This window comes from Klenkia terrae (assembly GCF_900491935.1).
Lineage (GTDB): Bacteria > Actinomycetota > Actinomycetes > Mycobacteriales > Geodermatophilaceae > Klenkia > Klenkia terrae.
This window is the reverse complement of record NZ_UEXK01000004.1, coordinates 2,710,414-2,731,505: the sequence shown is the minus strand read 5'-3', so window position 1 is coordinate 2,731,505 and position 21,092 is coordinate 2,710,414. Positions and strand designations below refer to the sequence as shown.

Sequence of the window (21,092 nt, the reverse complement as noted above, 5' to 3'; positions counted from 1 at the left end):
GTGTCATCTTCGAGCGGTGGGCGATCCCAGTTGCCCCGCCGTCCCGGCTCAGTACGCGCCGGACCCCTTGGCCACGGCGCCGACGGTCTTGGCCAGGATCATGAAGTCGAAGGACAGCGACCAGTTCTCGACGTACCGGACGTCGATGCGCACCGACTCGTCCCAGGACAGGTCCGACCGACCGCTGACCTGCCACAGGCCGGTGATGCCCGGCTTGACCAGCAGTCGACGGCGCATGTCCACCCCGTACTGCTCGACCTCGCGGGTGACGTGCGGGCGCGGACCCACCAGCGACATGCTGCCGCCGAGCACGTTGAACAGCTGCGGGAGCTCGTCCAGCGAGTAGCGCCGGAGCACCGCGCCGACCCGGGTCACCCGCGGGTCCGTGCGCATCTTGAACTGGACTTCGTTGCCCTCGTTGGAGGCCTCGAAGAGATCCTGCACCTGGTGCTCGGCACCCGGACGCATGCTGCGGAACTTGAGCACCTGGAAGGGCTCGCCGTCCATGCCGATGCGCTGGTGCCGGAAGAAGACCGGACCCGGGCTGGTCACCTTGACGGCCAGCGCGATGGCCACGAGGACCGGCGCGGTCATCAGGATCAGCGCAGCGGCGACGACCTTGTCGAAGGCCGTCTTGGCCCAGCGCCGCGGGCCGGTGAACTCCGGTCGCTCCATGTGCAGCAGCGGCAGTCCGGCGACCGGCCGGATGGCCACCCGGGTGCCGACGATCTCGGTGACCGCGGGGGCCAGCAGCAGCTCGGTCTTGGTCGACTCCAACTCCCAGCCCAGCCGACGCAGGGCCGAGCCGTCCAGCTCGGGCGAGGGCAGCACGGCCACGGTGTCCACGTCGAACCGGCGGACCACCTCCGCGACCTGGGTCATGTCACCCAGCACCGGCAATCCGTCGAACGCCGTCGGGGGCTCACCGTCCGCGGCCGGCGGCACGATGCAGCCCACGACCTTGTAGCCGTGGTGGGCCTCGCGATCGATCTGGGCGTGCAGGGCCGCCACCGCCGCGCGGTGCCCGACGATCACCGTGGTCTGGCCGTGCTTGCCGGCGATGCGCTGGTGGTGCAGCACCTTGCGCTGGACCCACCGCGACAGCAACGTCAGGAACAGCGCGAGGGGGATGACCGTCATCGTGAAGCCACGAGCCAGGTCGATCTTCAACGCCCAGGACACGAATGCCGCAGAGCCCAGCAGGGCCAGCGCGGCCCGGGCCACCCGACGGTATTCCTCGGGCCCCAGCCAGAGGTAGCGCTCCTCGTAGCTGCGCGAGACGAACATGAGCGCCAGCCAGCCCAGCGGCATGGTGAACGCGAGGAAACGGGCGGCGGACTGCGGCACCCCGTCGAGGGGTGCGTTCGCGCTGAAGTGGAACCAATAGCTGACGGCCGTGGCCAGGGCCGCCGCGAGGACGTCGGTCAACACGAGCCGGCGCCGGTAGGTGCTCCGCCACTCACGGCGGGCCTCGGCACCCTGCCCCCGGACGAAGGCCTCCATCGGACGCGTCCACCAGCGGGCCCGGGCAACGGCCCGTCGCCTCGCCGCGCCGCCGGACACCGGCGTCGCGTGGTGGAGCACATGCTGCTGGTGGTCGATCACCGGATGTAGAACCTCCGTGCCGGAGCACGATGTGCCCCGCCTCGTCCTTCGTTGCCGCCCCCCGTTGGACGTCCTGACCAGGTGAAGCTACCCACTCCGGTGACTCTCGGTAAGACCAGCCGACGTCGCGGTCTCGGAATACGCCCAGCCGGGTGCCGACGATGTGCTCAGAGCGCTCCAACCTGAACACGGACGGTGACGACGCCCGCAAGCCGGGGTGGATGCCTGATGGCTCCCCGGCGACCAGCACGCCGGAGTGAGGTGCCCCACACCGCGCATCCGGCCACCCGATCGGGCAGGCGTGGCCCCGCTGGCCGGGCAGAGCTCTACCCTCGGTCGCTGACAGCCCCCTGTCGCCGGCACCGCGTCGAGCGAGTCTGTCGGTAGAGGAGGTCGCCGTGCCCGCCCGCGACCGCGCACCACGGCACGCTGCTCCCGAGGAGCCCGTCACCGCACAGCCGGTCGACGCCGTGCCCGACATCGCCTACGGCGAGGGGGCGATGACCGGTCTCGGGGACGAGGTCACCAGCAGCAAGGGCACCCTCCGGGGCGGCCTGTGGAACGCGGCCGCCACCGTGCTGCCCATGGGCAGCACCCTGGCCCTCTCGATCGTGATCAGCCGGGAGCTGGGCGCCGCCGTGCTCGGCGAGCAGAGCGTCATCGCCTACGTCGCGTCGCTGCTGGTGTCCGTGCTGATCTTCTCCTTCACCAACGCGAGCATCCAGCTGCTGGCCACCGCCGTGGGCAGTCGCGACGACGACCGCCTGGCCTGGCTGGCCCGCTGGTCGGCCTCGGCGCACCTGTCCGGCGGCATCCTCGCTGCGGCCGTGATGACCGGCATCGGCATCGTGCGCGACGACTACAAGCTGCTCTGGTTCCTGGCCGCGGCAACCGCCCTCGCCGACGCCCTCGGCTGGTCACGGACGGTGCGCGACATCGCCCACCGTGGCTGGACCCGGACCTCGCGCCGCAGGCTCATCGCCCAGGCGGCCGCGCCGCTCATGTCCATCGCCGCCATCTACGCCGGCTGGGGCATCGAGGGCGTCTTCGCCGCCCAGCTGTCGGTGGCGGTAGCCCTGCTGGTCGCGTTGGCGCTGCTGGACCGCTCGCTCCCGCGGCCGCCGCGCCGGCCCAGCGGCCGGCCGGCCTGGCGACCGGTGGCGCGCACCTGGTTGATGTTCTCGGGATCACTGTTGATCGGCCAGATCATCCAGCGCCGCATCGAGCTGGTCTTCCTCGACCGATACCACGACGGACCGACCGTCGCCATGTTCTCGGTCGCGGCCAACGTCATCACCATCCCGGTCGTCCTGACCAGCACGCTGATCGGCGCCTCGCTCCCGGCCATCGCCGCCCGCTACGTGCAGGACCCCGGCGCGGTCGCAGCCGTCATGGGCCGCACCGCCCGGGTGGTGTGCACCCTCGGCGTCCTCCTCAGCGCGGCGACCTTCGCCGTCGGCCCCGGACTGGTGCGCACCGCCTACGGCCCCGAGTTCACCGAGGCCGCCGAAGTCGTCCGGTACCTGGCTCTGATGTTGCTGGTCGTCCCCGTCGGCCAGGTCTGCACCACCCTGTGGACCGGCATCGGGCGGCTGGCACCGGTGCTGTGGTGCGGGGGCATCGCTGCGCTCACCGACATCGGGCTCTCCCTGGCCCTCATCCCGCCCTTCTCGCTCACCGGGGCGGCTGCGGCGACCTTCGCCGCGCAGACCGTCGGGGCAGTGCTCATCCTGGCCTACACGCTCCGCCAGGGCGTCGCGCTGCGGCTGTCCGCCTGGCGCCTGCTGGCCTCCGTGGCGGTCAGCGTCGCGGCCGCAGCCACCGCGGTGCTGGTGCGCGAGCAGGTCGACGGGTTGCTCGGTGACCTGTGCGCCGGCACCGCGTTCGTCGTCGTCGCCACGGTGGGCGTACGGCTGGCGCGCGTGTTCGCCGCCGACGACCTCCACTGGCTCGCCGACGCCCTGCCCGGGCCCGCCGGCCGCGCCGTCCGCCTTCTCGCGCCATGACCCGCCCGATCCGAGGAGCCGTCCTGCGCATCGCCCACGTCGTCGTCACCCCCGCCTTCGCCGGCACCGAGCGCTACGTGGTCGAGGTGGCCGCCACCCAGGCCGCCAGGGGCCACCAGGTGGTGGTCGTGGGCGGCGAGCCCGACCGCATGAGGCAGCTCCTCCCCCCCGAGGTCGACTGGCTGCCCGGAGACACCGCGCGGGCAGCTCTGACCTCGCTGCGCGGCGCCGGCCGGCAGGAGGTCGTGCACTCGCACATGACCAAGGCGGACTTCGTCGCCCTCATGGCTGCCCCGGCCACCCGGGGACGACGTTTCGCCACCCGGCACATCACTGCGCCCCGCGGCTACGGCCGGCTGGCCCGGTTGCTGGCGCCGCTGGTCCGGCGGGCCCTGCGCGCCGAGATCGCGGTGAGCGAGTTCGTCGCGGGGGAGCTCGAGAGCCGCCCCGACGCCGTGCTGCTGAACGGGGTCCGCCCGCAGCAGCCCGGTCCGGACCGACGACGGGACACCGTCCTGGTCGCCCAGCGGCTGGCGCCGGAGAAGGACACGTCCACGGCACTGGCTGCGTTCGCCGCCTCGGGCCTGGCGGCCGGCGGCTGGACCCTCACCGTCGCCGGGGACGGCCCCGAACGCGCCTTCCTGGAGCGCCGGGCGCAGGAGCTCGGCATCGCCGACGCCGTGCTGTTCACCGGGTGGGTCGACGACCCCGCCGATCTGCTGGCCGGCTCGGCGATGCTGCTGTCCACCGCGCCCGCCGAGCCGTGCGGGCTGTCGATCCTGGAGGCGATGGCCGTGGCCACCCCCGTCGTGGCTGCCGCTGCGGGCGGACCGCTGGAGACCGTGGGCCGGGCACCCGGTGCAGCACTGTTCCCCCCGGGCGACGTGGAGGCGGCCGGGCGCGCCCTGGCCCGTCTGGCCGGGGACCCTGCGGCGCGCGCGGCCTACGGCGCTGCCCTGCAGGACCTGCAGCGGTCCCGGTTCGACCTGCCGGGGCACGTCGACCGGCTGGAGCAGATCTACCGGCGCTGACCCCGCAGGCCCAGCATGGCCCGCTTGGCGCCCCGCAACGCCCGGCGGTGCACCGGTGCGGTGGAGAAGTCGATGACCCAGGCGCGCCGGGTCTGCTGGCCGACGTTGCCGCGGGCACCGTGCACGAGGTAGAAGTCGTGCATCGTCACCCCGCCCGCCGCGCAGGGCACGTCGACCGCGGCCTCGTCCGCGACCTCCAGGTGGAACACCTGCTTGCCGCCGGCCCCGGCTCGCACCAGGTGCGGCAGGCGGCCGGCGAGGTGGCTGCGTGGCACGTACCGCATGCACCCGTCGGCGACCTCGGTGTCCTGGAACGGCACCCAGATGGCCAGCCCGTGGTCGAGCACCTGGTCGAACCCGGCGTCCTGGTGCCAGGAGGTCTGCCCGCCGATGCCCGGCGGCTTGTAGATGGCGTGGTCGTAGGTGGAGTAGGTGGCCGGACCCAGCACGGCCCGCGCCACCTCGTGGGCGGCTGACCAGACCGCGGTCTTCGTCAGGCGGGGTTCCAGGGCCGCGCAGTCGAGCACCTCGGGCACCGTCGGCCGCTGCGGATCGCCACCGGCCCCGAGGTCGTGCGCCTTGTCGGCGGGGAGCTCGGCGAACCGGTCGAACAGACCGTCGAGCAGCCGCCGGGCCTCGGCCAGCTCGGCCGGGCTCACGCCCAGCTCGGGGAGGTGCGCGTAGCCCTCGGCCCGCACCTGTCCGGCGAGGTGGGCGAAGCGGCCTGCCGTGGTCGTCGTGGTCACCGGCTGAACCGTAGATCGACATCGGGCGCCCCGCAGCCCGCGCCCGGCAGAGCTCCCTCCCGTGCCCCGGCCTCAGGCCGGGTGGCCAACCCCCTGCCGGGACCGGTCCGCCAGGTGGTCGGCCAACCTCAGCGCGAGGGCGACGATGGTGAGGGTCGGGTTCGCGTACCCGGCGATGGGGAACACGCTGCTGCTGGCCACGTACAGGCCCCGCACCCCGTGCACCCGCAGGTCCGGGTCCACCACCCCGGCCCTCGGATCGGTCGACATCCGGGTGGTACCAGCAGGGTGGAACGCATCGGCCACGCTCTCCCGCCACGCTGCGTCGTCGGTCATGGCAGGCAGCTCCGTGACCTCGGCCAGACCGTTCCTGCGCAGGTCCTCGGCCACCCAGCGGGCCATGGTGCGACTCGTGCGGACCTCGACGTCCGAGACGCGCCAGTCGACCCGCGGGGAAGGCAGCCCGAAGGCGTCCCGATGGTCGGGGTCCAGCGTGACCCGGCTCTCCGGGTCGGGGACCTGCTCCAGCCACACGTCCAGCCGCACCCGTGAGGCGGGACGTCCCGAGGCCAGTCCGCGGACCCAGCGCCGCCAGCCCGTGCGCACCGTGGGGACGACGGCCCGCGCCGCCAACCGCACGTCACCCGCCAGGTCCTCGGGCAACCGGCGGCGGCGCAGGGCGTCGACGACCCGGCGGACCGCGTCCAGCTCCGGGTCGTCGACCTCGTGCACCAGCACGGCGTTGGCCGCGACCAACTGCTCGCGCTCCTGGGCCTCCGGGGCCAGCCGGACCTTGGGCCAGATCCGTGCGTCGCGGGCGAAGAGGTGCGACGTGCGGTCCTGCAGCCAGGCACGTCGGGTGGGCTCCACCTCGAGCAGAGCCGCGACCGGGTGGTCCTGCAGGTAGCGACCGGTGAGCTCCCGCCCGGTGCCCAGCCCGACGCCCTCCCGATCGGACAGCATGAGCAGCCGGGCGCTCTCGACCGCCCCTGCGGCGATCACCACGGTCCCTGCGGTGAGGAACAGCTCCCGGCCGGCCGCGTCGCGCAGCTCCACTCCGGTCACCCGGTCGTCCTCGACCCGCACCCCGACCGCGGTCGCCCGCACCAGGGTCAGCAGCGACGGTGAGGTGCGCAGGTGCTGCCGGAACCGGTCGCCCAGGTGGGGCAGGGGCGCGTACTCGGCGAAGTCGTCCAGCAACCGGTCACCCGACCACGGGAGCGGGGACAGCCGGCGGTGCTCGTCCCAGCGGGCCCGGTCGTAGCCGCGGCCGCTGAGCTCGAACCAGCGCTCGGCCGCCTCGTACCAGGGCTCCAGCTCGGCCAGGTCCAGCGGCCAGCCGCTGTGCGGCAGCCAGGGACGCGGGGCCAGGTCGCCGTCCCGCAGGCGCGTGCACTGGCCGTGCCACAGCTGGGTGGCCCCGCCCAGGCTCCGCTGCCGCCCGTCGACAAGACCGCGGTAGCTGTGCCCGACCACCTCACCCTCGTTCAACGGCGCCGCCGCGGCGATGGCCTCGCCGTCCCGCGCATCCCCCCCGGACTCGACCAGCACGACCGGCCGCCCCAGCTCCTCCAGCCGCATGGCCACGGCCAGGCCGGCGGCCCCGCTGCCGACGACGGCGATCGCCTCAGGCCGGGACAGCTCGGCGGCGCCGGGCTCCACGGCGGCCAGGTCGAGGATCATCGGGGGCAGGACTCCATCCATCGGGGGCGTGCAGCCGTCCGTGCGGCCACGACTCCAGCATGACCGCCGGACACCGGCGGTGCGCACCACCGCGCCGTGATCCCGGTGACCCCGGGACCGCTACCGTCGGTCCCCGTCCGGCCAGTGCCCCCGTGTGCCGCAGCCCGCACTACCCGAGGAGACCGTCCGTGCGCATCCTGGTGCTGATGTCCGACCTAGGTGACAGCGGTGCTCACCGCGTCGCGCTCGACCGGGCACTGGCCTGGCACCGCACCGGCGACGAGGTGGTCGTCCTCAGCCTCGTGCACCCCCGTCCGGGGGACATCCCGGTCCCGGCCGGGCTGCGGACGGTCTTCGCCACCGACGTCCCCCGCCAGCTGCGCGCAGCGCTGCCCGCGGGCCTCGCCCGGGCCCGCCGGTGGGCGGCTCGCGCGGACGTCGTCGTCTCGGCCACGGAGATCGGCCTGGGCATGCTCGTGGCCACCGCGGCTGCCCGCGCAGCGCGCCGACCCGTCAGCGTGCTGGTGCAGGCCGACCCGACGCGCGCAGCGGAGGCCTACGTGCCGCGGTGGGCCCGCGGGCTGACCCGCGCGGCACTGACCACCGCCACCCAGGTGGTGTGCGTCAGCACCGGCCTGGCCGCCGACCTCGCTGCCTCCCGGCGCGGGAGGGACACCGTGACGGTGCTGAACGCCGTACGCGGGGACGAGCTGGCGGCCGCCGCACGACGGGCCCCTGCCCGTGCGCCCGGCGCGCCCGCGCTCATCGTGGGCTGCGGCCACCTGGCCCGGGTCAAGGGCTTCGACCTGCTGCTGGAGGCCGTCGCCCTCGCTCGCGGGATGGGCGCCCCGCCCATGGAGGTCGTGGTGCTCGGCGAGGGCGACGACCGGACCGCACTGGAGGAGATGGCCGTGCGCCTGCTGGGTGCGGGGGTGGCCCGCTTCCCCGGCCACGTCGCCGATCCGCAGAGCATCATCGGCACGGCCGACGCGCTCGTGGTGTCCTCCCGGTGGGAAGGGTTCGGGCTGGTGCTGGCCGAAGCACTGGCCGGTGGCACGCCGTGCATCGCCTTCGACTGCCCGAGCGGGCCGCGCGAGGTCCTCGCCGACGGCGCCTTCGGTGCCCTGGTCGCCCCCGAGGACGTCCCCGGCCTGGCCCGGGCGCTCGTCGACCACCTGACCGATCCGGGCCCGCTGCGGGCGGCCGCCGCCCGGGCCCGCAGCGAAGCGCCGCGGCTGTTCGCCCCCGAGGTGGCCGCGGCCGACCACCGCGCGGCGCTGGCCCGGCTGGTGGCTGACCGTCGGTGACCCGACCGGGGCTGTGGCCCCGGCGTGCTCGGGCGGCTACCGGTGGTCAGGCGCAGGTCGGGGGCGCCGGCGCAGCAGCCACTCCCGCTGCACCCGGCGGGGTACCCGGGCCAGCCGGGCCGGGTCCACCGCACCGCGCAGCCGCACTGCCCAGCGCACGGGCGGAGAGCTCAACCGGACCGAGCCGTTGCGCCAGTACAGCGGCTGCCGCCAGCCCGCCGGGCCCAACCCGGCCGCGCGCAGCAGCCGCCGCGCGGTGATCGGCCGGGCGAGCGGGAACCACCGCTGGTTGGCGAAGTCCTCGCCGTAGGGCTGCGCCCCCCACGAAGCCGCCTCCTGGGGGGTGGGACGGCGCCACAGGTCGAGCAGCTGCGCCCAGACGGTGGGCCGCAGATCGACCTGGTGCCCACCGGGTCCGCTGTCGATGAACGCGTCGACAGCGAGGTCCAGGGCCCGCCGGTAGTCCTCGAACCCCCACCCGGACGCCACCGGGTTGACGGGTGCAGCCAGGACCGGCACCACCCGGTCGCCCTCCCGCGCGAACCCCGTGGTCGTCCCCTGACGGCCCATGGCCATGCTCTCCACCAGCATGACGGGGTCCTCGCCCGGCAGGCTGCGGTCCTGGAGCCCGCGGGCCGCGTCGACCAGCCAGGCCGAGCAGCGCCCGAACAGCTCGGGTCCCAACCGCCGTTCGGCCGGGCCCAGCAGGCCGATGAACAGGTAGGCAGCCGGGAGCGCTCGACCGGAGGCCTCGAGGAGGTCCTCCAACGACCGGGTGGCCCGCCCCGTCCAGCCCACGTCGACGATGCCCACCCGACCGGGGCCGGTCACACCCTCCTGGTCCAGGTAGGCGAGCAGCAGCTCGGCGCGTTCCTCCGCACGGCGGGTCGCCTCGACCCCGACCGGTCCACCGCGCAGGCGCTCGCGCAGCTCAGCCCATCCATCGGCGCCCATCGGGCGGTCGACGGCCGGGTCGATCAGCTGCGGCGCCGGCCCGGCGGTCAACGCCTCGTCCGGGGTCAGGTCGAGCAGGTGCAGCAGTTCCCGGGGCGTGAGCTCCTCGGCCCGGAAGTCGTCGGGGATCCACAGATCACCGACGACGTCGTGACCGCGGCGACCCGCGGCCGCCAGCCGCCAGCTCCGGCGCGATCCGTACAGGTAGCGCAACTCCGGCCCGGCACCCCCCCGGGCGGCAGCGAGCCGCCGGGTCACGTCGAGCAGCACCTCGCCGTCCCGCGCCACGAAGTACAGGCGGTCCAACCCGGCCAGCTCGGCCTCGCGCAGCAGCCAGCGGGCGAACCCCACGAACAACGGCATCGCCACGGTCCCCGCGACCGCGGTCACCCCGGGGTCAAGCCCCTCTTCCCGGCCCTGCAGCCGCGCCACCCGAGCAGCCCCGGCGAGCCTGGCCGACACGCCGTCCGTGGCGGCGGCCATGCGGGCCATCGACGACTCGCGACCGGTCAGGTGGGCACTGCGGTCCAGCGTGACCTGCCAGCCCCGCTCCAGCGCGTGCGCACCGTCGGCCCACCGGTCGTCGCCGGTGTGCCACAGGTCCTCGGCCGGGCAACCCAGCCGTTCGGCCACGACGTCGAACAGTCCCCCGTGCTGCTTGGAGCTGCCGACGTCTGCCGAGGCCAGCACCTCGTCCCCGGGGCGGAACAGCCCCTCGCGCTCCAGCAGTTCCTGCAGGAAGCAAGCCGGCAGCGGCGAGTCCGACACGTAGACCACACCCCGCCCGGTCCGTGCACGTGCTGCCTCCGTCCGGGCCACTGCCCCGGGGACGGCGCGGCAGCTGGCCCTCTCGACGGTCAGCTCGGCGTCGACCAGTTCGGCAGCTGCGTGCGGGATGCCCAACCGCGACGCCGTGCCGGCCGCCAGGTCGGCCAACCGCACGTGGACCGCGACGTCGGGCGTACGGTCCTGCTGGACCGACCGGCGGACGGCGGCGTAGGTCGACGGGGACACCGAGATCACGCCGCGCTCCCGCAGCAGACGACCGGTCGCCTCGTCGACGTGCTCCGGCCCTCCCACGGTGCGGACCAGCACGGTCTCGAAGACGTCGAACGTCGCGACAGCCACTGGCCCTCCTCCGGCGACCACGGCAGTCGCCCCGGCAGCCTAGGGCCCCGGCACAGCGGCGCCTCAGTCCTGGTCCGGCAGCTCCTCGCCCTCCCGGGTGATCCCGGTCAGGGAGACGTCGGCGTCCTCGTCGTTCGTGGCGTACTCCGCTTCCGGGCCGTCCCCCTCCAGGGCGAGGTCCTGGAGGGCGATCCCCGCGACCGTCCCGCCGCCGTCGAGGACGACGCCCAGCCACCGGCTCGCGTCCGTCCGGGTGTCGTCGATGGTCAGACCCGAGACGGTCACGTCCTCCACGGTCCGCCCCTCGGCCCCGCTGTAGACAAGCACTGCGCCGTGGTCGATGCCGGAGTCGGTGTTCGCGTCGGACACCGTGCCGCCCTCGACCCGCACGCCGTCCACCGACGTCGTGTCGTAGCTGCCCTCGGCCGCCACGTACACCCCGGCCGCCGCCGTCGAGCTCACGGAGATGTCGGTGTAGGTGATGTCCGTACCGCCGACGACGGAGATGCCACGGGCGTCCGTCCCGTCGACCACCGGGGACTGCACCCGGATCCTGGCGCACGGATCGCCGTCGGGGGCGTAGGAGACCACTGCGACGCCGTCGTCCCCGACGTCCCGGACGACGGGCCTGATCACCTGGCCGTCCGTGGCCCCGCCGGTGATGTGCACCCCGTCCGCCTCGGTTTCGCTGACCTGCACACCGTCGAGCACGAAGTCGGTGGTGCCGTAGACGTAGATGCCTGCCGCAGCCGACCCCCGGACGGTCACGTCGCGGACCACGATGCCGCTGTGCCCGTCGAGCCACAGCCGCTGCTGCTCGAAGGCGTCGAACCGTCGCGAGGTGTCCTCGATGGTCAGCGTCACGTCCTGCACGACGACGTCGTCCGCGGCGACGGTCAGCGACGAGCGCTCCTCGTCGGTCGCCAATAGGGTGCCGTCGCCGGCGAGCACGGAACCCCGGACGGAGAGCGTGAGCACGTCGGACACCGCGTAGGTCTTGCCCTCCGCCAGCAGGACCGCCTGACCCGGTTCGACGGCATCGAGGGCCTCCTGGACAGCCGCGGTGTCGTCGGTGCGCCCGTCACCGACAGCACCGAAGTCCTCGACCGCCAGTGCGGTCTCCGGGTCGTACGGGAGGTCGTCCCCGGAGTCCCGGGTGAGCAGGAACCACGTGAGACCCGCCACCAGGAGCACCACGACACCCGCGGCGAGGAGCAGGGGGCCGCGACGACGCCGACGCGGGACGTCGGTCTGCTCGGAGCCGGTCGGGTCGAGGAGTTCGCTGGTGGGGTGGTCGGTGGCGGCCATGGGCACAGTCCCGTCGTCGGAGTTCCCGGGTGGCGTGGTCGGGCCGCACTGCACGGACCACGCAGGACAGGAACGGCTCATGGACCGGCACGCGCAGGTCCTTCGTGGATACTCGAGTCGCCCGGCCCCCGCCACGGGGCGGTTCGGCGTGCTGGTACACCGTACCGCCGCTGCGCGACGTCGGCCGGGCCGAGAGGGTGAAGACCATCGTGACCAGCCTGCCCGCAGCCCCCGCCGAGGGCACGCCGACCGAGGACCCGACCCGTCGCACCGGCGGCTCCGGCCGTCGCCGACGGGCGCTCGTGGGTGCCCTCCTGGGTGCAGTGGTCCTGGGCGCCGGCGGTGCACTGCTCGCCGCCTCGGCCGAACCGGAGGTGAACGCGGCGGCGCTGGTGCAGACCTACCCGGATCCCGCGGGGGTGGAGAACCCCACCACCGGCACCCTGGACGGCGACCAGGCAGCCCGGAACGCCACGTACCTGGAGACCGAGCTGGTCACGCTGAACAGCGCCGACCTGGCCGCCGCGGTGGCCACCACCCTCGGCGACGCCCAGGACGACGTGCGGCTGGAGTCGGTGCGGTCGGGGGACTCCAACGTCATCACCATCACCGGCACCTCCACCGATGCCCAGGACGCGGTTGCCCAGGCGCAGACCGCGGCCGAGACCTACATCTCCGGCCGCCAGCAGCGCCTCGCCGACCGGATCACCGGCCTGCTGGCCACGGTCGAGACCCAGATCAGCACCAACCAGCAGGCCCTCGACGCGCTGCCCACCCCGCCGACCAACGGGGTCGACGTCAACCAGCAGCAGCGGGCTGCGCTGTCGCAGCAGAACATCGACCTGCTCAGTGCCCGCGACACCCTGCAGCGGGCCGCCGCCGACACCGGCCAGGTCGCCGGGGTCATCCAGCAGGCGGCGGTGCTGCCGTCGGGTTCGCTGTCCTCCGGAGTCCTCACCGTCGCGGCCGCGATCCTGGTCGGTGCGCTGCTCGGCGGGGTGCTCGCACCGGTGGTCTCCTCGCTGCGCGGCCGGGTCCGCGACTCCCACGACGTGTCCGGCCTGGGCGTGCCGGTGATCAGCCCCGACCTCCCGGCCGCCGCCAGCCGCCGGCGCGCAGGTGTGCTGCGCCGGGTGGTCCAGCTGCAGGCGCTGCAGCTGCCCGAGGGCCCGGTCAACGGCGGCAGCCTGGCCGTCGTCGCCCCCGGCCCGGGCGTCGGGACGACGTTCGTGGCACTGGCGCACGCCCGGCACGCGGCGCTGCGCCGGCCCACCCTGCTGGTCTCCTACGACCTCGACGAGATCGCCGCGTTGCTCGGCGGCCTGCACGAGCCCTCCCTGGTCGTGCTCGGCACCGGCGGCGGGTCCGGCCACAGCGCCCCGGACGCGCAGCGCTCGGAGGTCCTGGTGCGCCGCGCCGTCGGCGCACCCGGCCTCGCCGTGCTCGCCCTGCAGACCGGCACCGGCCTGGCCGACGTCGTCCCCTCCGGTCTGGCCGACGCGGCCGCCGGGGCCGGCTGGGCGGTCGTCGTCGACGCGCCGCCGCTGGACCGCTCCGACGAGGGGTTGCTGGCCGCCCGGCAGTGCCGCGAGACGATCCTGGTCGCCGCCACCGGGCCCAGCCGCATCGCCGACGTGGACCGCGCGGTGCAGATCCTGCACGGCGCCGGCGCCACCCCGGCCGGCATCGTGGTGAACAAGGCGCCCCGCCACCGTCGCCGCCGGAAGCCGACCGCGGCGACCCCCGCTGCCTCCGCGCAGGAGCCCGAGCCGACCACCGGTCCGGAGGCGGTGGCCGAGCCGACCGACGGCACCGACCGCATGCCGGCGATCACCGCCGAGCGGACCGACCTGCCCACCACCACCCGTGGCTGAGGCGGCCGCGCCCGTCCTGTCGCTGGTCGTCAGCACGGTCGGGCGCCCGGAGGAGTTCGCTCGCCTGGTGGAGTCCGTGGTGCGCACCGCACCGGCCGGTCAGGTCGAGCTCGTGGTCTGCGACCAGAGTGCCGACCGGTCCTGCGCCCGGCTGCTGGAGGACCTGGACCCGCCGCTGCCGTGGCAGGTCACGACGTCCGAACGCGGAGCCTCCGTGGGCCGCAACGCAGGCCTCGATCTGGTCCGCGGCAGCCTGCTTGGGTTCCCCGACGACAACTGCTGGTTCCCCGAGGGCGCGCTGGCCCGGGTGCTGGACACCTTCGACGCCCGGCCGGGCCTGGCCGGGATGTCGGGTCAGCAGCAGACCATCGACGGCCGACCCTCCATGTTGCGGTGGCCCGACCGCGGGACCCCGGTGACCCGTACGAACTTCATGAAGACCTCGATCATGAGCACGATGTTCTTCCGCCGGTCGCAGCTGGACCGGGTCGGCCGGTTCGACGAGGGCATGGGGGTCGGTTCGGCCGGGTGGTACGGCGCCGGCGAGGAGTCCGACCTGCTGCTACGGGTGCTCGCCGACGGCGGCGACGTGCAGTACGACCCCGACCTGGTGGTGCTGCAGGACGAACCCCGTGACGAGGTCGACGACCGCTTCGTGCTGAAGATGCTGCGCTACGGCTGCGGCAACGGGCACCTGTGGCGGCTGCACCGGCTCCCCCGCTGGTTGCTGGTCTGGTTCTCGGCCCGCAAGGCCGTCGGCGCCGTCGTGCGCACCGCACGCGGCCAGCGCGACCTCGCCCGCGCCGACGTCGCCTACCTGCGCGGCACATGGGCCGGGTGGGTCGATCGCCGGCCCCGGGACTGGCCGGCCGGGACCGGCTCGTGACTGCACCCGTCAAGCGGACCGCGCCCTGGTGGATCTCCCCGGCCGGCGCGCTCACCCTGCTCGTGCCGGTCACCCTGCTGCTCACCTGGCGGATGGACGACTCGGCGTTCCGGCTGTTCTACCGGAGCTCCAAGTCCGTCACCGGAAGCACGCTGCTGCTGGTCGGGGTTGCCGCCCTGGTGCTCGCCGGGGTCGCCACCGCCACCGCTGTCCTGGCCCCGTCGGGCCGGCGCCGGCTGATACCCGTGCCCGGCGTCGTGCCCGAGCGGCTGGCCGCCTCGGCGCAGGGTTTGTTCTGGGTCACCATCGGTGGATACGTGCTGTACACCGGAGCCGGGATCGCCAACGGCCTGGACCCCGCCGCCGTCGTCACCGCACTGATCACCCAGGAGAACTACGGCGGGAACTCGAAGGAGGCCCTGCAGGGGATCGCCGGGGTCACCACGCTGACCCAGGTCGGCATCGCCTTCACCGTCGTCGCCACCTACGTGCTGGTCACCCGGTGGGAGCGCCGCCTGGCCATCCAACTGGGCATCGTGCTGCTGCTGAGCCTGGTCCGCTCCTTCGTGGCCAGTGAGCGGCTGGCGCTGGTGGAGGTGGCCGTCCCGGCCGTCGTGATCGCCGTGCTGGCCGCGGGCCGGTCGCACGTCCGGGCGAAGCGACGGGTGGCCTCGTGGGCGCCGGTCGTGCTGGCCCCGCTGGTCTTCCTGCTCTTCGCCGCCTTCGAGTACTCGCGGAGCTGGCAGTTCTTCAAGACCCGGACCGATGAGTCGTTCCCGGTGTTCGCCCTGATCCGCATGGCCGGCTACTACGCCACCTCCTACAACAACGGCGAGCTGCACCTGGACAACGACGGCTACCCCGGGCGCCTGCCGCTGGACTCGATCGCCGCGTTCTGGACGGCGCCGGGCATCGGCCAGCTCGACCTGTACGACAAGCTGTCGGCACCTGCACCGGCCATCTCGCAGGACGTGCTCGAGCGCTTCGGCAACCCCGAGTTCAACAACCCGGGCGGGTTCACGACCCCGTTCGTCGACTTCGGCCTGGTCGGCGGGTTCGTCTTCTTCGTCGTCGTCGCGCTGGTCATCGGCGCGCTGTTCCGCGGGTTCCTGGAGGGGTCGCCGGTGGGCGCGTTGCTGTACCCGATGGTGGTCACCGGTCTGTTCGACCTGCCGCGGTACCTCTACTGGACCCAGGGCCGGGTCGTCCCCGCCGTCCTCGCGTTGCTGGTGGTCGCCCTGTACGTCGGTCGGCCGGACACCCGGCGGCGCGCACCCCACCTGCGGTCGTCCCGGCCGAGGCCCCCGTTGCCGGCGCACCGGCACCCGGCCGGAGCCGGGCGGTGAGCCGCCCGGTGCGCTGGTTGCTGATGGCCGGGCACGTCCCCAGCTCCACCCGCGGCGGCGGCATCGTGCGCTACACCGTCGAGCTGGCCCGGGCTCTGCACCGGCGCCCGGACGTCGAGCTGCACCTGCTCGTCGAGCCGGCCGCCGCCGACGGGCTCGCGGACCTGGTCGGCGACCGGGACCGGCTGGTCCTGCTCCCGGGCCTGCCCGGGCCGGCGGTGCCGGCCTACGAGCGCACCCTCCTCGGGCCCCGGCTGCGCGGGCGCTTCGACGTCGTCCAGGGAGCCAAGCACCTGCTCCCCCGTGGCCTGGGACGCACGCACGGCGTGCTGACCGTGCACGACATGCTGCTCGTCGACCGACCGCAGGACTTCGGCCCGGCCAAGCGCACGCTGCTGCGACTGCCCTACGCGGGCTCCATCCGCGGCGCCGACACGCTGATCTGCGTCAGCCGGGCTACCCGAGACCGGCTGACAGCCTTCGACGGCCGGACGACGGCACGCAGCACCGCTGTCCCGCTGGCCACCAGCCCCACCTTGCTCACGGCGTCACCCCAGGCCGTCGAGGGGCTCAAGGACCGGCCGTTCGCGCTGGTCGTCGGGGACACCCAGCCCCGCAAGAACCTGCCCACGGTGATCTCGGCCTGGCGCGAGGTGGTCGCCCGGCAGCCCGACGCCGTCCTCGTGCAGGTCGGCCCGCCGCCGTGGGGGGAGGAGTCCTACGGCCCGGACTTCGCACCGTTGCAGGCCGCGGGGCACCTGCGTCAGCTGCAGGGGATCGACGACGGCACGCTGCGCTGGGCCTACGAGAACGCCGCCGTGGTGCTGGCGCCCAGCCTGGCCGAGGGCTTCGGCCTGCCGGCGGCCGAGGCCCTGGACCTGGGCACACCGCTGGTGACCTCGACCGACGCTGCCCTGGTGGAGGTGAGCGGCGACCGGGCGGAGCACCTGGACGCCGCGGACGTGCACGGGTGGGCCGCGGCCGCGCTGGCGCACCTGGGCCGGCCACGGGCACCGCACGTCGACCCGCCCGACCGGCGGACCTGGGACGACGTCGCGGACGGCACGGTTGCGGCCGTGCGGCGGGATCAGGCCGGGCGGACGCCCTCGACGTAGACGCTCTCGGGTTGCCGCTGCGGCGAATCCGGTGACGGCCCGACCCGGCCGGCGCCGAACCCCGACGGCGCCACGTCGGTGAACCCTGCGGCCTCCAGCAGGACCACCAGGGTCTCGTCGTCCCAGATCGAGACGTGCCCGTGGTCGTAGACCACCTCCGCCAGCGCCAGCAGGTCGGTGGGGCGGCCCGGGCGAACGGCGTCGATGACCCCGGGCGCCGTGGGCGCGGTCTTCCGCGCGGCGTACTCCCGGGCGTAGCGCCCGAAGTCCGGGACCGAGATCCGCAGCACGCCGCCGGGGCGCAGCAGGCGGAAGGCCTGGTCGACCGCGGCCAGGCCGACCGGTGCGGGCAGGTGTTCGAGGACGTGCTCGAGGAAGACCGCGTCGACAGAGCCGTCGGGCAGCGGCAGCGGACGGCGCAGGTCCCAGATCACGTCGGGCTGCACCCCCCACGCTGCGTGCAGGCCCCACAGGTCGATGTTGACCCACCCCGGCGCGTTGTAGGTGCCGCTGCCCAGGTTCAGCAGCAGCGGGCCCCCACCGAGCAGCTCCTGGAACCGCCGCCGCGAGCGGGGCGCCATCAGCCGGGTGCCGATGGTCTTGGCCGCGGTCCGTTGGCGCGGCCCCACCAAGCTGCGCAACCGGACGGCCGGCGTCCGGGACGCCACGATCGGGCCGGCAGGGAGCTTGGGGGCCAGGTACGTCCGCAGACCGGCTCCGCGCTGCACGGGCTGCGCGTGACCTGTGGGCACCTCGGCCTCGGTCTCGGTGCGGACCGCCCAGGCGGTCGGGACGCTCTCCACGGGTCCTCCTCGACCCGCATCAGCACGCGGGTGGCTGAGAACGTAGACGGGAGCGGTCCGCCGGGCCAGCCCTCGCTCACCCGGTCGGGTGGATCAGGCCAGCACGCCGGCCACGACGCCGCGCATGCGCTCCCGGAAGGTGGACCGGGAGAAACCCTCGGCGTGCTTGCGGGTGATGGCCGGGTCGTAGCGAGAAGGGTCGAAGGTGCGCAGGGCGGCGGCCCACAGCTCCACCTCGTCGACGTCGTCGTCCACCTGCGGCACCAGTTCTCCCGTCACGCCGGGCACCACCGTGTCCTGGGTCCCGCCGGCGTCGATCGCGATGACCGGGGTGCCGCAGGCCTGCGCCTCGACCGGGACGATGCCGAAGTCCTCGACCCCGGGCATCAGCAGTGCGGTACAGCTGCGGAACAGCCGCAGCAGCTCGTCGTCGTCGACCCGGCCGAGGAAACGGGTGTTCGGACCGGCCAGGGCCTCGAGCTCGGCCCGAGCCCGTCCGTCGCCCGCCACCACCAACGGGACGCCGGCCCGTTCGGCGGCCCGGACGGCGAGGTCGGGCCGCTTGTAGGCGACCAGCCGGCCGGCCAGCAGGAAGAACCCCTCGCGCGGCACCTCGGGGTCGGGCACGTAGCGCTCGGTGTCCACCGGGGGGTGCACGACGGTGGCCGGGCGCTGCCACCAGTCCTCGATCCGGCGGACGACCGCGGTGGAGTTGCCCAGCAGCGTGTGCACCCGGGCCGCCGCGGCGACGTCCACGGGGCGGTAGACCTTCGCGAACGCGCCCAGCCCCAGCTGCCCGAGCCGGCCCCCCACCTCACCTGCGCGCAGGTTCGGGTCCCACACCCAGCGCGCCGGTGAGTGGACGTAGGACACAACCGGGGCGTCGGTGGCGTAGACCACCTGGTTGGCGAAGGCGTGGTGCGAGGCGATGACCACGTCCGTCGGCGGCACGTGCAGGCGACGGACCGCCAGCGGCAGGAGCGGCAGCAGGTGGGCATAGGTGGTGCCGCGGAGCAGCCGGCTCAACGCCGTCGCCCGTACGCGGGGCTCGATGTCGGCCGGCATCACCCCCGGCCGACCGATGGGGGCGAGGACGGGGGCCTGCGGCCATTCCCGGGCCAGTTGCTCGACGACGGCCTCGGAGCCCGCGAACTCGGTGAAGCGTTCGTGCACGAGCGTCACCCGCGGGGCCGATCCGTGCTGGTCCGGACTGTGGGTGGTCATCCCTACAGCCTGACACGGTGGCTCAGCGGAAGTAGCCGCCGGTCCTCACCAGCGCCCCGCCGTTGCGGAGCACGCCGGCGGCGGTGAACGTCGTCGCGCCCTGGTTGCTGACCAGCGCCGCCGGGCGAGAGTCCCCGGTGATCGTGATCGCCGACAGCGTGACGCTGCGGATGCCGGGCGAGGCAGCCGAGTCGGCGATCAGGCCCAGCACGCGGCTCACGGTGGCCCGGTAGCCGCTCACGGTCAGCCCGGTGACGGTGATGTCCTGGACCGTCTGGTCGGTGGTGCCGTTGTAGACCAGCACCGAGCCGTGGTCGATCCCGGTCGCGGAGTTCGCGTTCACGATCGTCCCGCCGCTCACCCGGACCCGGGCGACCCCGGTGGTGCCCCAGTTCCCCTCGGCGGCGAGGTAGACGGCCGCACCGTAGGTGTTCCGGACGTCGAGCCCGGTCACGTCGACGTCGGTGCCGCCGACCACGGAGACCCCCCGGCCGCCGGTCGAGCCGTTCACCGACGGGGAGACGACGCGGATGCGGGCGCACGGGTCGCCGTCCTGCCGGTAGGAGACCACGGCCACACCGTCGTCGCCCACGTTGCGGACCACGGGGGAGAGCACCTGGCCGTCGTGCGAGCCCTGGGTGATGTGGATGCCGTCAGCCCGGGTGTTCTGCACGGTGACCCGGTCGAGCAGGAAGTCCGACGTGCCACCGCCGACGTAGACGCCGGCCGCGGCCGAACCGTCGACGACGACGTCGCGGACGACGACCCGGGACGCTCCGTCCAGCCGCAGCCGCTGCTGCTCGTAGGCATCCCACCGGCGGGAAGTCGAGGAGATGTCCAAGGTGATGCCGGAGATCGTCACGTCCGCAGCGGTCACGGTCAACGACGAGTCCGACTCCTGGGTGGCCAGCAGGGTCCCCCCACCGGTGACGGTCACGCCGGCGTTGGCGACGGTCAGCACCCGGGTCTGGACGAACGTCCGACCCGCGGGCAGGAGGACGGTGTCACCGCGGCCGGCCGAGTCGAGGGCAGCCTGCACGGCGGCGGTGTCATCGGTGACACCGTCGCCGACCGCACCCATGTCCGTCACCGAGATCATCCGGACAGCGGCCTGGGGAGGCGCCGCGGGCCCGGAAACCGACGGGGCCACCGGGGTCCGCGCCGGTGCGGAGGGGGCGGCGGACGCGCTCGTGGACGGGCCGCCCACCGCGGCGACGCCCGAGGAGGTGGAGGAGCCCGCAGCCGTCCCCGTCGACGCGCCGGCTACCGCCGGGCCGGTGGTCGTGCGGCTACCCGTCGCCGGGGACGTGCCGGACGGGGTGCTGCCAGCTGCGCTGCTCGTCGGCGAAGCGCTGCCGCGCGGGGTGGTGCCCGACGCGGAGGCACCGGGTGCAGTGGTCGTGGGTGCACCGCCGGACCCGGTCGTCGCCTGGGCCGACCCGGTGGTGTCCGCAGCGACTGCGGCGACCTCACCAGCCTGAGGGGCTGCGCTGACAGCGATCGGGACGACCACGCCGGTGACGACGGCGAACGCCGCACCTGCCACGGCGATCCGCGGTCCCCGGACGATCCTGTTCCACTGCACTGCGTGCCCCCATCATCGACGTACCTGCACACCGACCATCGACCTCGGTGCGTCAGTGCTTGAGTGTCATGTGCTGACCACGCAGAGCGAGGATGCCTGGGGACGGGTGGGAACTCTGTGACGGAACGGTCCACAGTTGTTCGGAGGGCGCTGGTCATTCAGCGCTGACCTGCAGTTTGTCCAAGCCGTGCTCTTCGTCACGACACGCCGGACGATCGGGGTGGGCGGGCTCGTGGCGGTTGGTAGTGCTCCGGAACGGACCCCGAGGGCGGCCACTGCAGGAGCAGCACGGTCTCGGCGTCGTCGATTCGGCCCTCGCGCACCTGGGCCAGCGCCTCGGGGTACGGCAGCTCGCGGACCTCGATGGCCTCCCCTCCTCCACCAACCCACCGCCGGCCCCGGACCGGTCGGCCGCCGAGCAGGACGCGGCGAACAGGAACAGCCGCTCGGCCACCGACCCAGGGCTCATCCAGGGCGACATCACCAGCTCG

16 protein-coding genes are annotated in these 21,092 nt (G+C 74.2%); 8 read left to right on the top strand and 8 right to left on the bottom strand.

Annotated features, from left to right (window positions below):
• Positions 1-48 precede the first annotated feature (48 nt).
• On the bottom strand, positions 49-1,503 hold the full coding sequence (locus LFA75_RS13720; protein WP_225234189.1) for a sugar transferase: 1,455 nt from the start codon (positions 1,501-1,503) through the stop codon (positions 49-51).
• A gap of 500 nt (positions 1,504-2,003) precedes the next feature.
• Between LFA75_RS13720 and LFA75_RS13715 the strand changes: the two genes are divergently transcribed.
• Positions 2,004-3,611, top strand: a complete 1,608-nt coding sequence (locus LFA75_RS13715; RefSeq protein WP_225234188.1) for a lipopolysaccharide biosynthesis protein — start codon at positions 2,004-2,006, stop codon at positions 3,609-3,611.
• On the top strand, positions 3,608-4,642 hold the full coding sequence (locus LFA75_RS13710; protein WP_225234187.1) for a glycosyltransferase: 1,035 nt from the start codon (positions 3,608-3,610) through the stop codon (positions 4,640-4,642). The genes LFA75_RS13715 and LFA75_RS13710 overlap by 4 nt, the downstream gene beginning before the upstream one ends.
• On the opposite strand, the gene LFA75_RS13705 is transcribed toward LFA75_RS13710, so the two are convergent.
• The gene (locus LFA75_RS13705; protein ID WP_225234186.1) at positions 4,630-5,388 is read right to left on the bottom strand and encodes a phytanoyl-CoA dioxygenase family protein; all 759 of its coding nucleotides are present in this window, start codon (positions 5,386-5,388) and stop codon (positions 4,630-4,632) included. The two genes, LFA75_RS13710 and LFA75_RS13705, sit on opposite strands and share 13 nt — an antisense overlap.
• Before the next feature lie 72 nt (positions 5,389-5,460).
• Positions 5,461-7,071 carry a GMC oxidoreductase gene (locus LFA75_RS13700; RefSeq protein WP_225234185.1) on the bottom strand — a complete coding sequence of 537 codons (1,611 nt, stop codon included), beginning with the start codon at positions 7,069-7,071 and terminating at the stop codon, positions 5,461-5,463.
• 188 nt (positions 7,072-7,259) lie between these two features.
• Between LFA75_RS13700 and LFA75_RS13695 the strand changes: the two genes are divergently transcribed.
• Positions 7,260-8,378, top strand: coding sequence for a glycosyltransferase (locus tag LFA75_RS13695; protein ID WP_225234184.1), 1,119 nt, complete (start codon positions 7,260-7,262; stop codon positions 8,376-8,378).
• 36 nt (positions 8,379-8,414) lie between these two features.
• Here the strand turns inward: LFA75_RS13695 and LFA75_RS13690 are convergent, their stop codons facing one another.
• On the bottom strand, positions 8,415-10,460 hold the full coding sequence (locus tag LFA75_RS13690; protein WP_225234183.1) for a hypothetical protein: 2,046 nt from the start codon (positions 10,458-10,460) through the stop codon (positions 8,415-8,417).
• 63 nt (positions 10,461-10,523) lie between these two features.
• Positions 10,524-11,768, bottom strand: coding sequence for a glycosyl hydrolase family 28-related protein (locus tag LFA75_RS13685; RefSeq protein ID WP_225234182.1), 1,245 nt, complete (start codon positions 11,766-11,768; stop codon positions 10,524-10,526).
• 209 nt (positions 11,769-11,977) lie between these two features.
• On the opposite strand from LFA75_RS13685, the gene LFA75_RS13680 reads away from it, so the two are divergent.
• The 4 genes from LFA75_RS13680 to LFA75_RS13665 are packed head-to-tail and all read left to right on the top strand — an operon-like array spanning position 11,978 to position 16,989.
• On the top strand, positions 11,978-13,642 hold the full coding sequence (locus tag LFA75_RS13680) for a GumC domain-containing protein (RefSeq protein ID WP_225234181.1): 1,665 nt from the start codon (positions 11,978-11,980) through the stop codon (positions 13,640-13,642).
• Positions 13,635-14,528 (top strand): glycosyltransferase, encoded by an 894-nt coding sequence (locus tag LFA75_RS13675; RefSeq protein ID WP_225234180.1) that lies wholly within the window; start codon positions 13,635-13,637, stop codon positions 14,526-14,528. Before LFA75_RS13680 ends, LFA75_RS13675 begins: the two co-directional genes overlap by 8 nt.
• Complete coding sequence (locus tag LFA75_RS13670; protein ID WP_225234179.1) at positions 14,525-15,874, top strand: oligosaccharide repeat unit polymerase; 1,350 nt, start codon at positions 14,525-14,527, stop codon at positions 15,872-15,874. Before LFA75_RS13675 ends, LFA75_RS13670 begins: the two co-directional genes overlap by 4 nt.
• Positions 15,871-16,989 (top strand): glycosyltransferase family 4 protein, encoded by a 1,119-nt coding sequence (locus tag LFA75_RS13665; RefSeq protein ID WP_225234178.1) that lies wholly within the window; start codon positions 15,871-15,873, stop codon positions 16,987-16,989. Before LFA75_RS13670 ends, LFA75_RS13665 begins: the two co-directional genes overlap by 4 nt.
• Here LFA75_RS13665 and LFA75_RS13660 read toward each other — a convergent pair.
• The 3 genes from LFA75_RS13660 to LFA75_RS13650 all read right to left on the bottom strand — a co-directional run bounded on the left by LFA75_RS13660 (position 16,962) and on the right by LFA75_RS13650 (position 20,115).
• Positions 16,962-17,792, bottom strand: coding sequence for a class I SAM-dependent methyltransferase (locus tag LFA75_RS13660; RefSeq protein ID WP_225234177.1), 831 nt, complete (start codon positions 17,790-17,792; stop codon positions 16,962-16,964). The two genes, LFA75_RS13665 and LFA75_RS13660, sit on opposite strands and share 28 nt — an antisense overlap.
• A gap of 93 nt (positions 17,793-17,885) precedes the next feature.
• The gene (locus tag LFA75_RS13655) at positions 17,886-19,016 is read right to left on the bottom strand and encodes a glycosyltransferase (protein WP_225234176.1); all 1,131 of its coding nucleotides are present in this window, start codon (positions 19,014-19,016) and stop codon (positions 17,886-17,888) included.
• A gap of 22 nt (positions 19,017-19,038) precedes the next feature.
• A complete protein-coding gene (locus LFA75_RS13650; RefSeq protein ID WP_225234175.1) occupies positions 19,039-20,115 on the bottom strand; it encodes a glycoside hydrolase family 55 protein in 1,077 nt (358 codons plus the stop codon).
• Positions 20,116-20,206: 91 nt separating this feature from the next.
• Between LFA75_RS13650 and LFA75_RS13645 the strand changes: the two genes are divergently transcribed.
• The gene (locus LFA75_RS13645; RefSeq protein ID WP_225234174.1) at positions 20,207-20,497 is read left to right on the top strand and encodes a hypothetical protein; all 291 of its coding nucleotides are present in this window, start codon (positions 20,207-20,209) and stop codon (positions 20,495-20,497) included.
• Positions 20,498-21,092: the final 595 nt, after the last annotated feature.

What these genes read in the sequence shown, in the direction of transcription:
- LFA75_RS13710 (WP_225234187.1), top strand. Translation starts at nt 3,608, where the DNA reads ATGACCCGCCCGATCCGAGGAGCCGTCCTGCGCATCGCCCACGTCGTC.
- LFA75_RS13720 (WP_225234189.1), bottom strand. Translation starts at nt 1,503, where the DNA reads ATGGAGGCCTTCGTCCGGGGGCAGGGTGCCGAGGCCCGCCGTGAGTGG.
- LFA75_RS13700 (WP_225234185.1), bottom strand. Translation starts at nt 7,071, where the DNA reads ATGATCCTCGACCTGGCCGCCGTGGAGCCCGGCGCCGCCGAGCTGTCC.
- LFA75_RS13685 (WP_225234182.1), bottom strand. Translation starts at nt 11,768, where the DNA reads ATGGCCGCCACCGACCACCCCACCAGCGAACTCCTCGACCCGACCGGC.
- LFA75_RS13650 (WP_225234175.1), bottom strand. Translation starts at nt 20,115, where the DNA reads ATGATCTCGGTGACGGACATGGGTGCGGTCGGCGACGGTGTCACCGAT.
- LFA75_RS13655 (WP_225234176.1), bottom strand. Translation starts at nt 19,016, where the DNA reads ATGACCACCCACAGTCCGGACCAGCACGGATCGGCCCCGCGGGTGACG.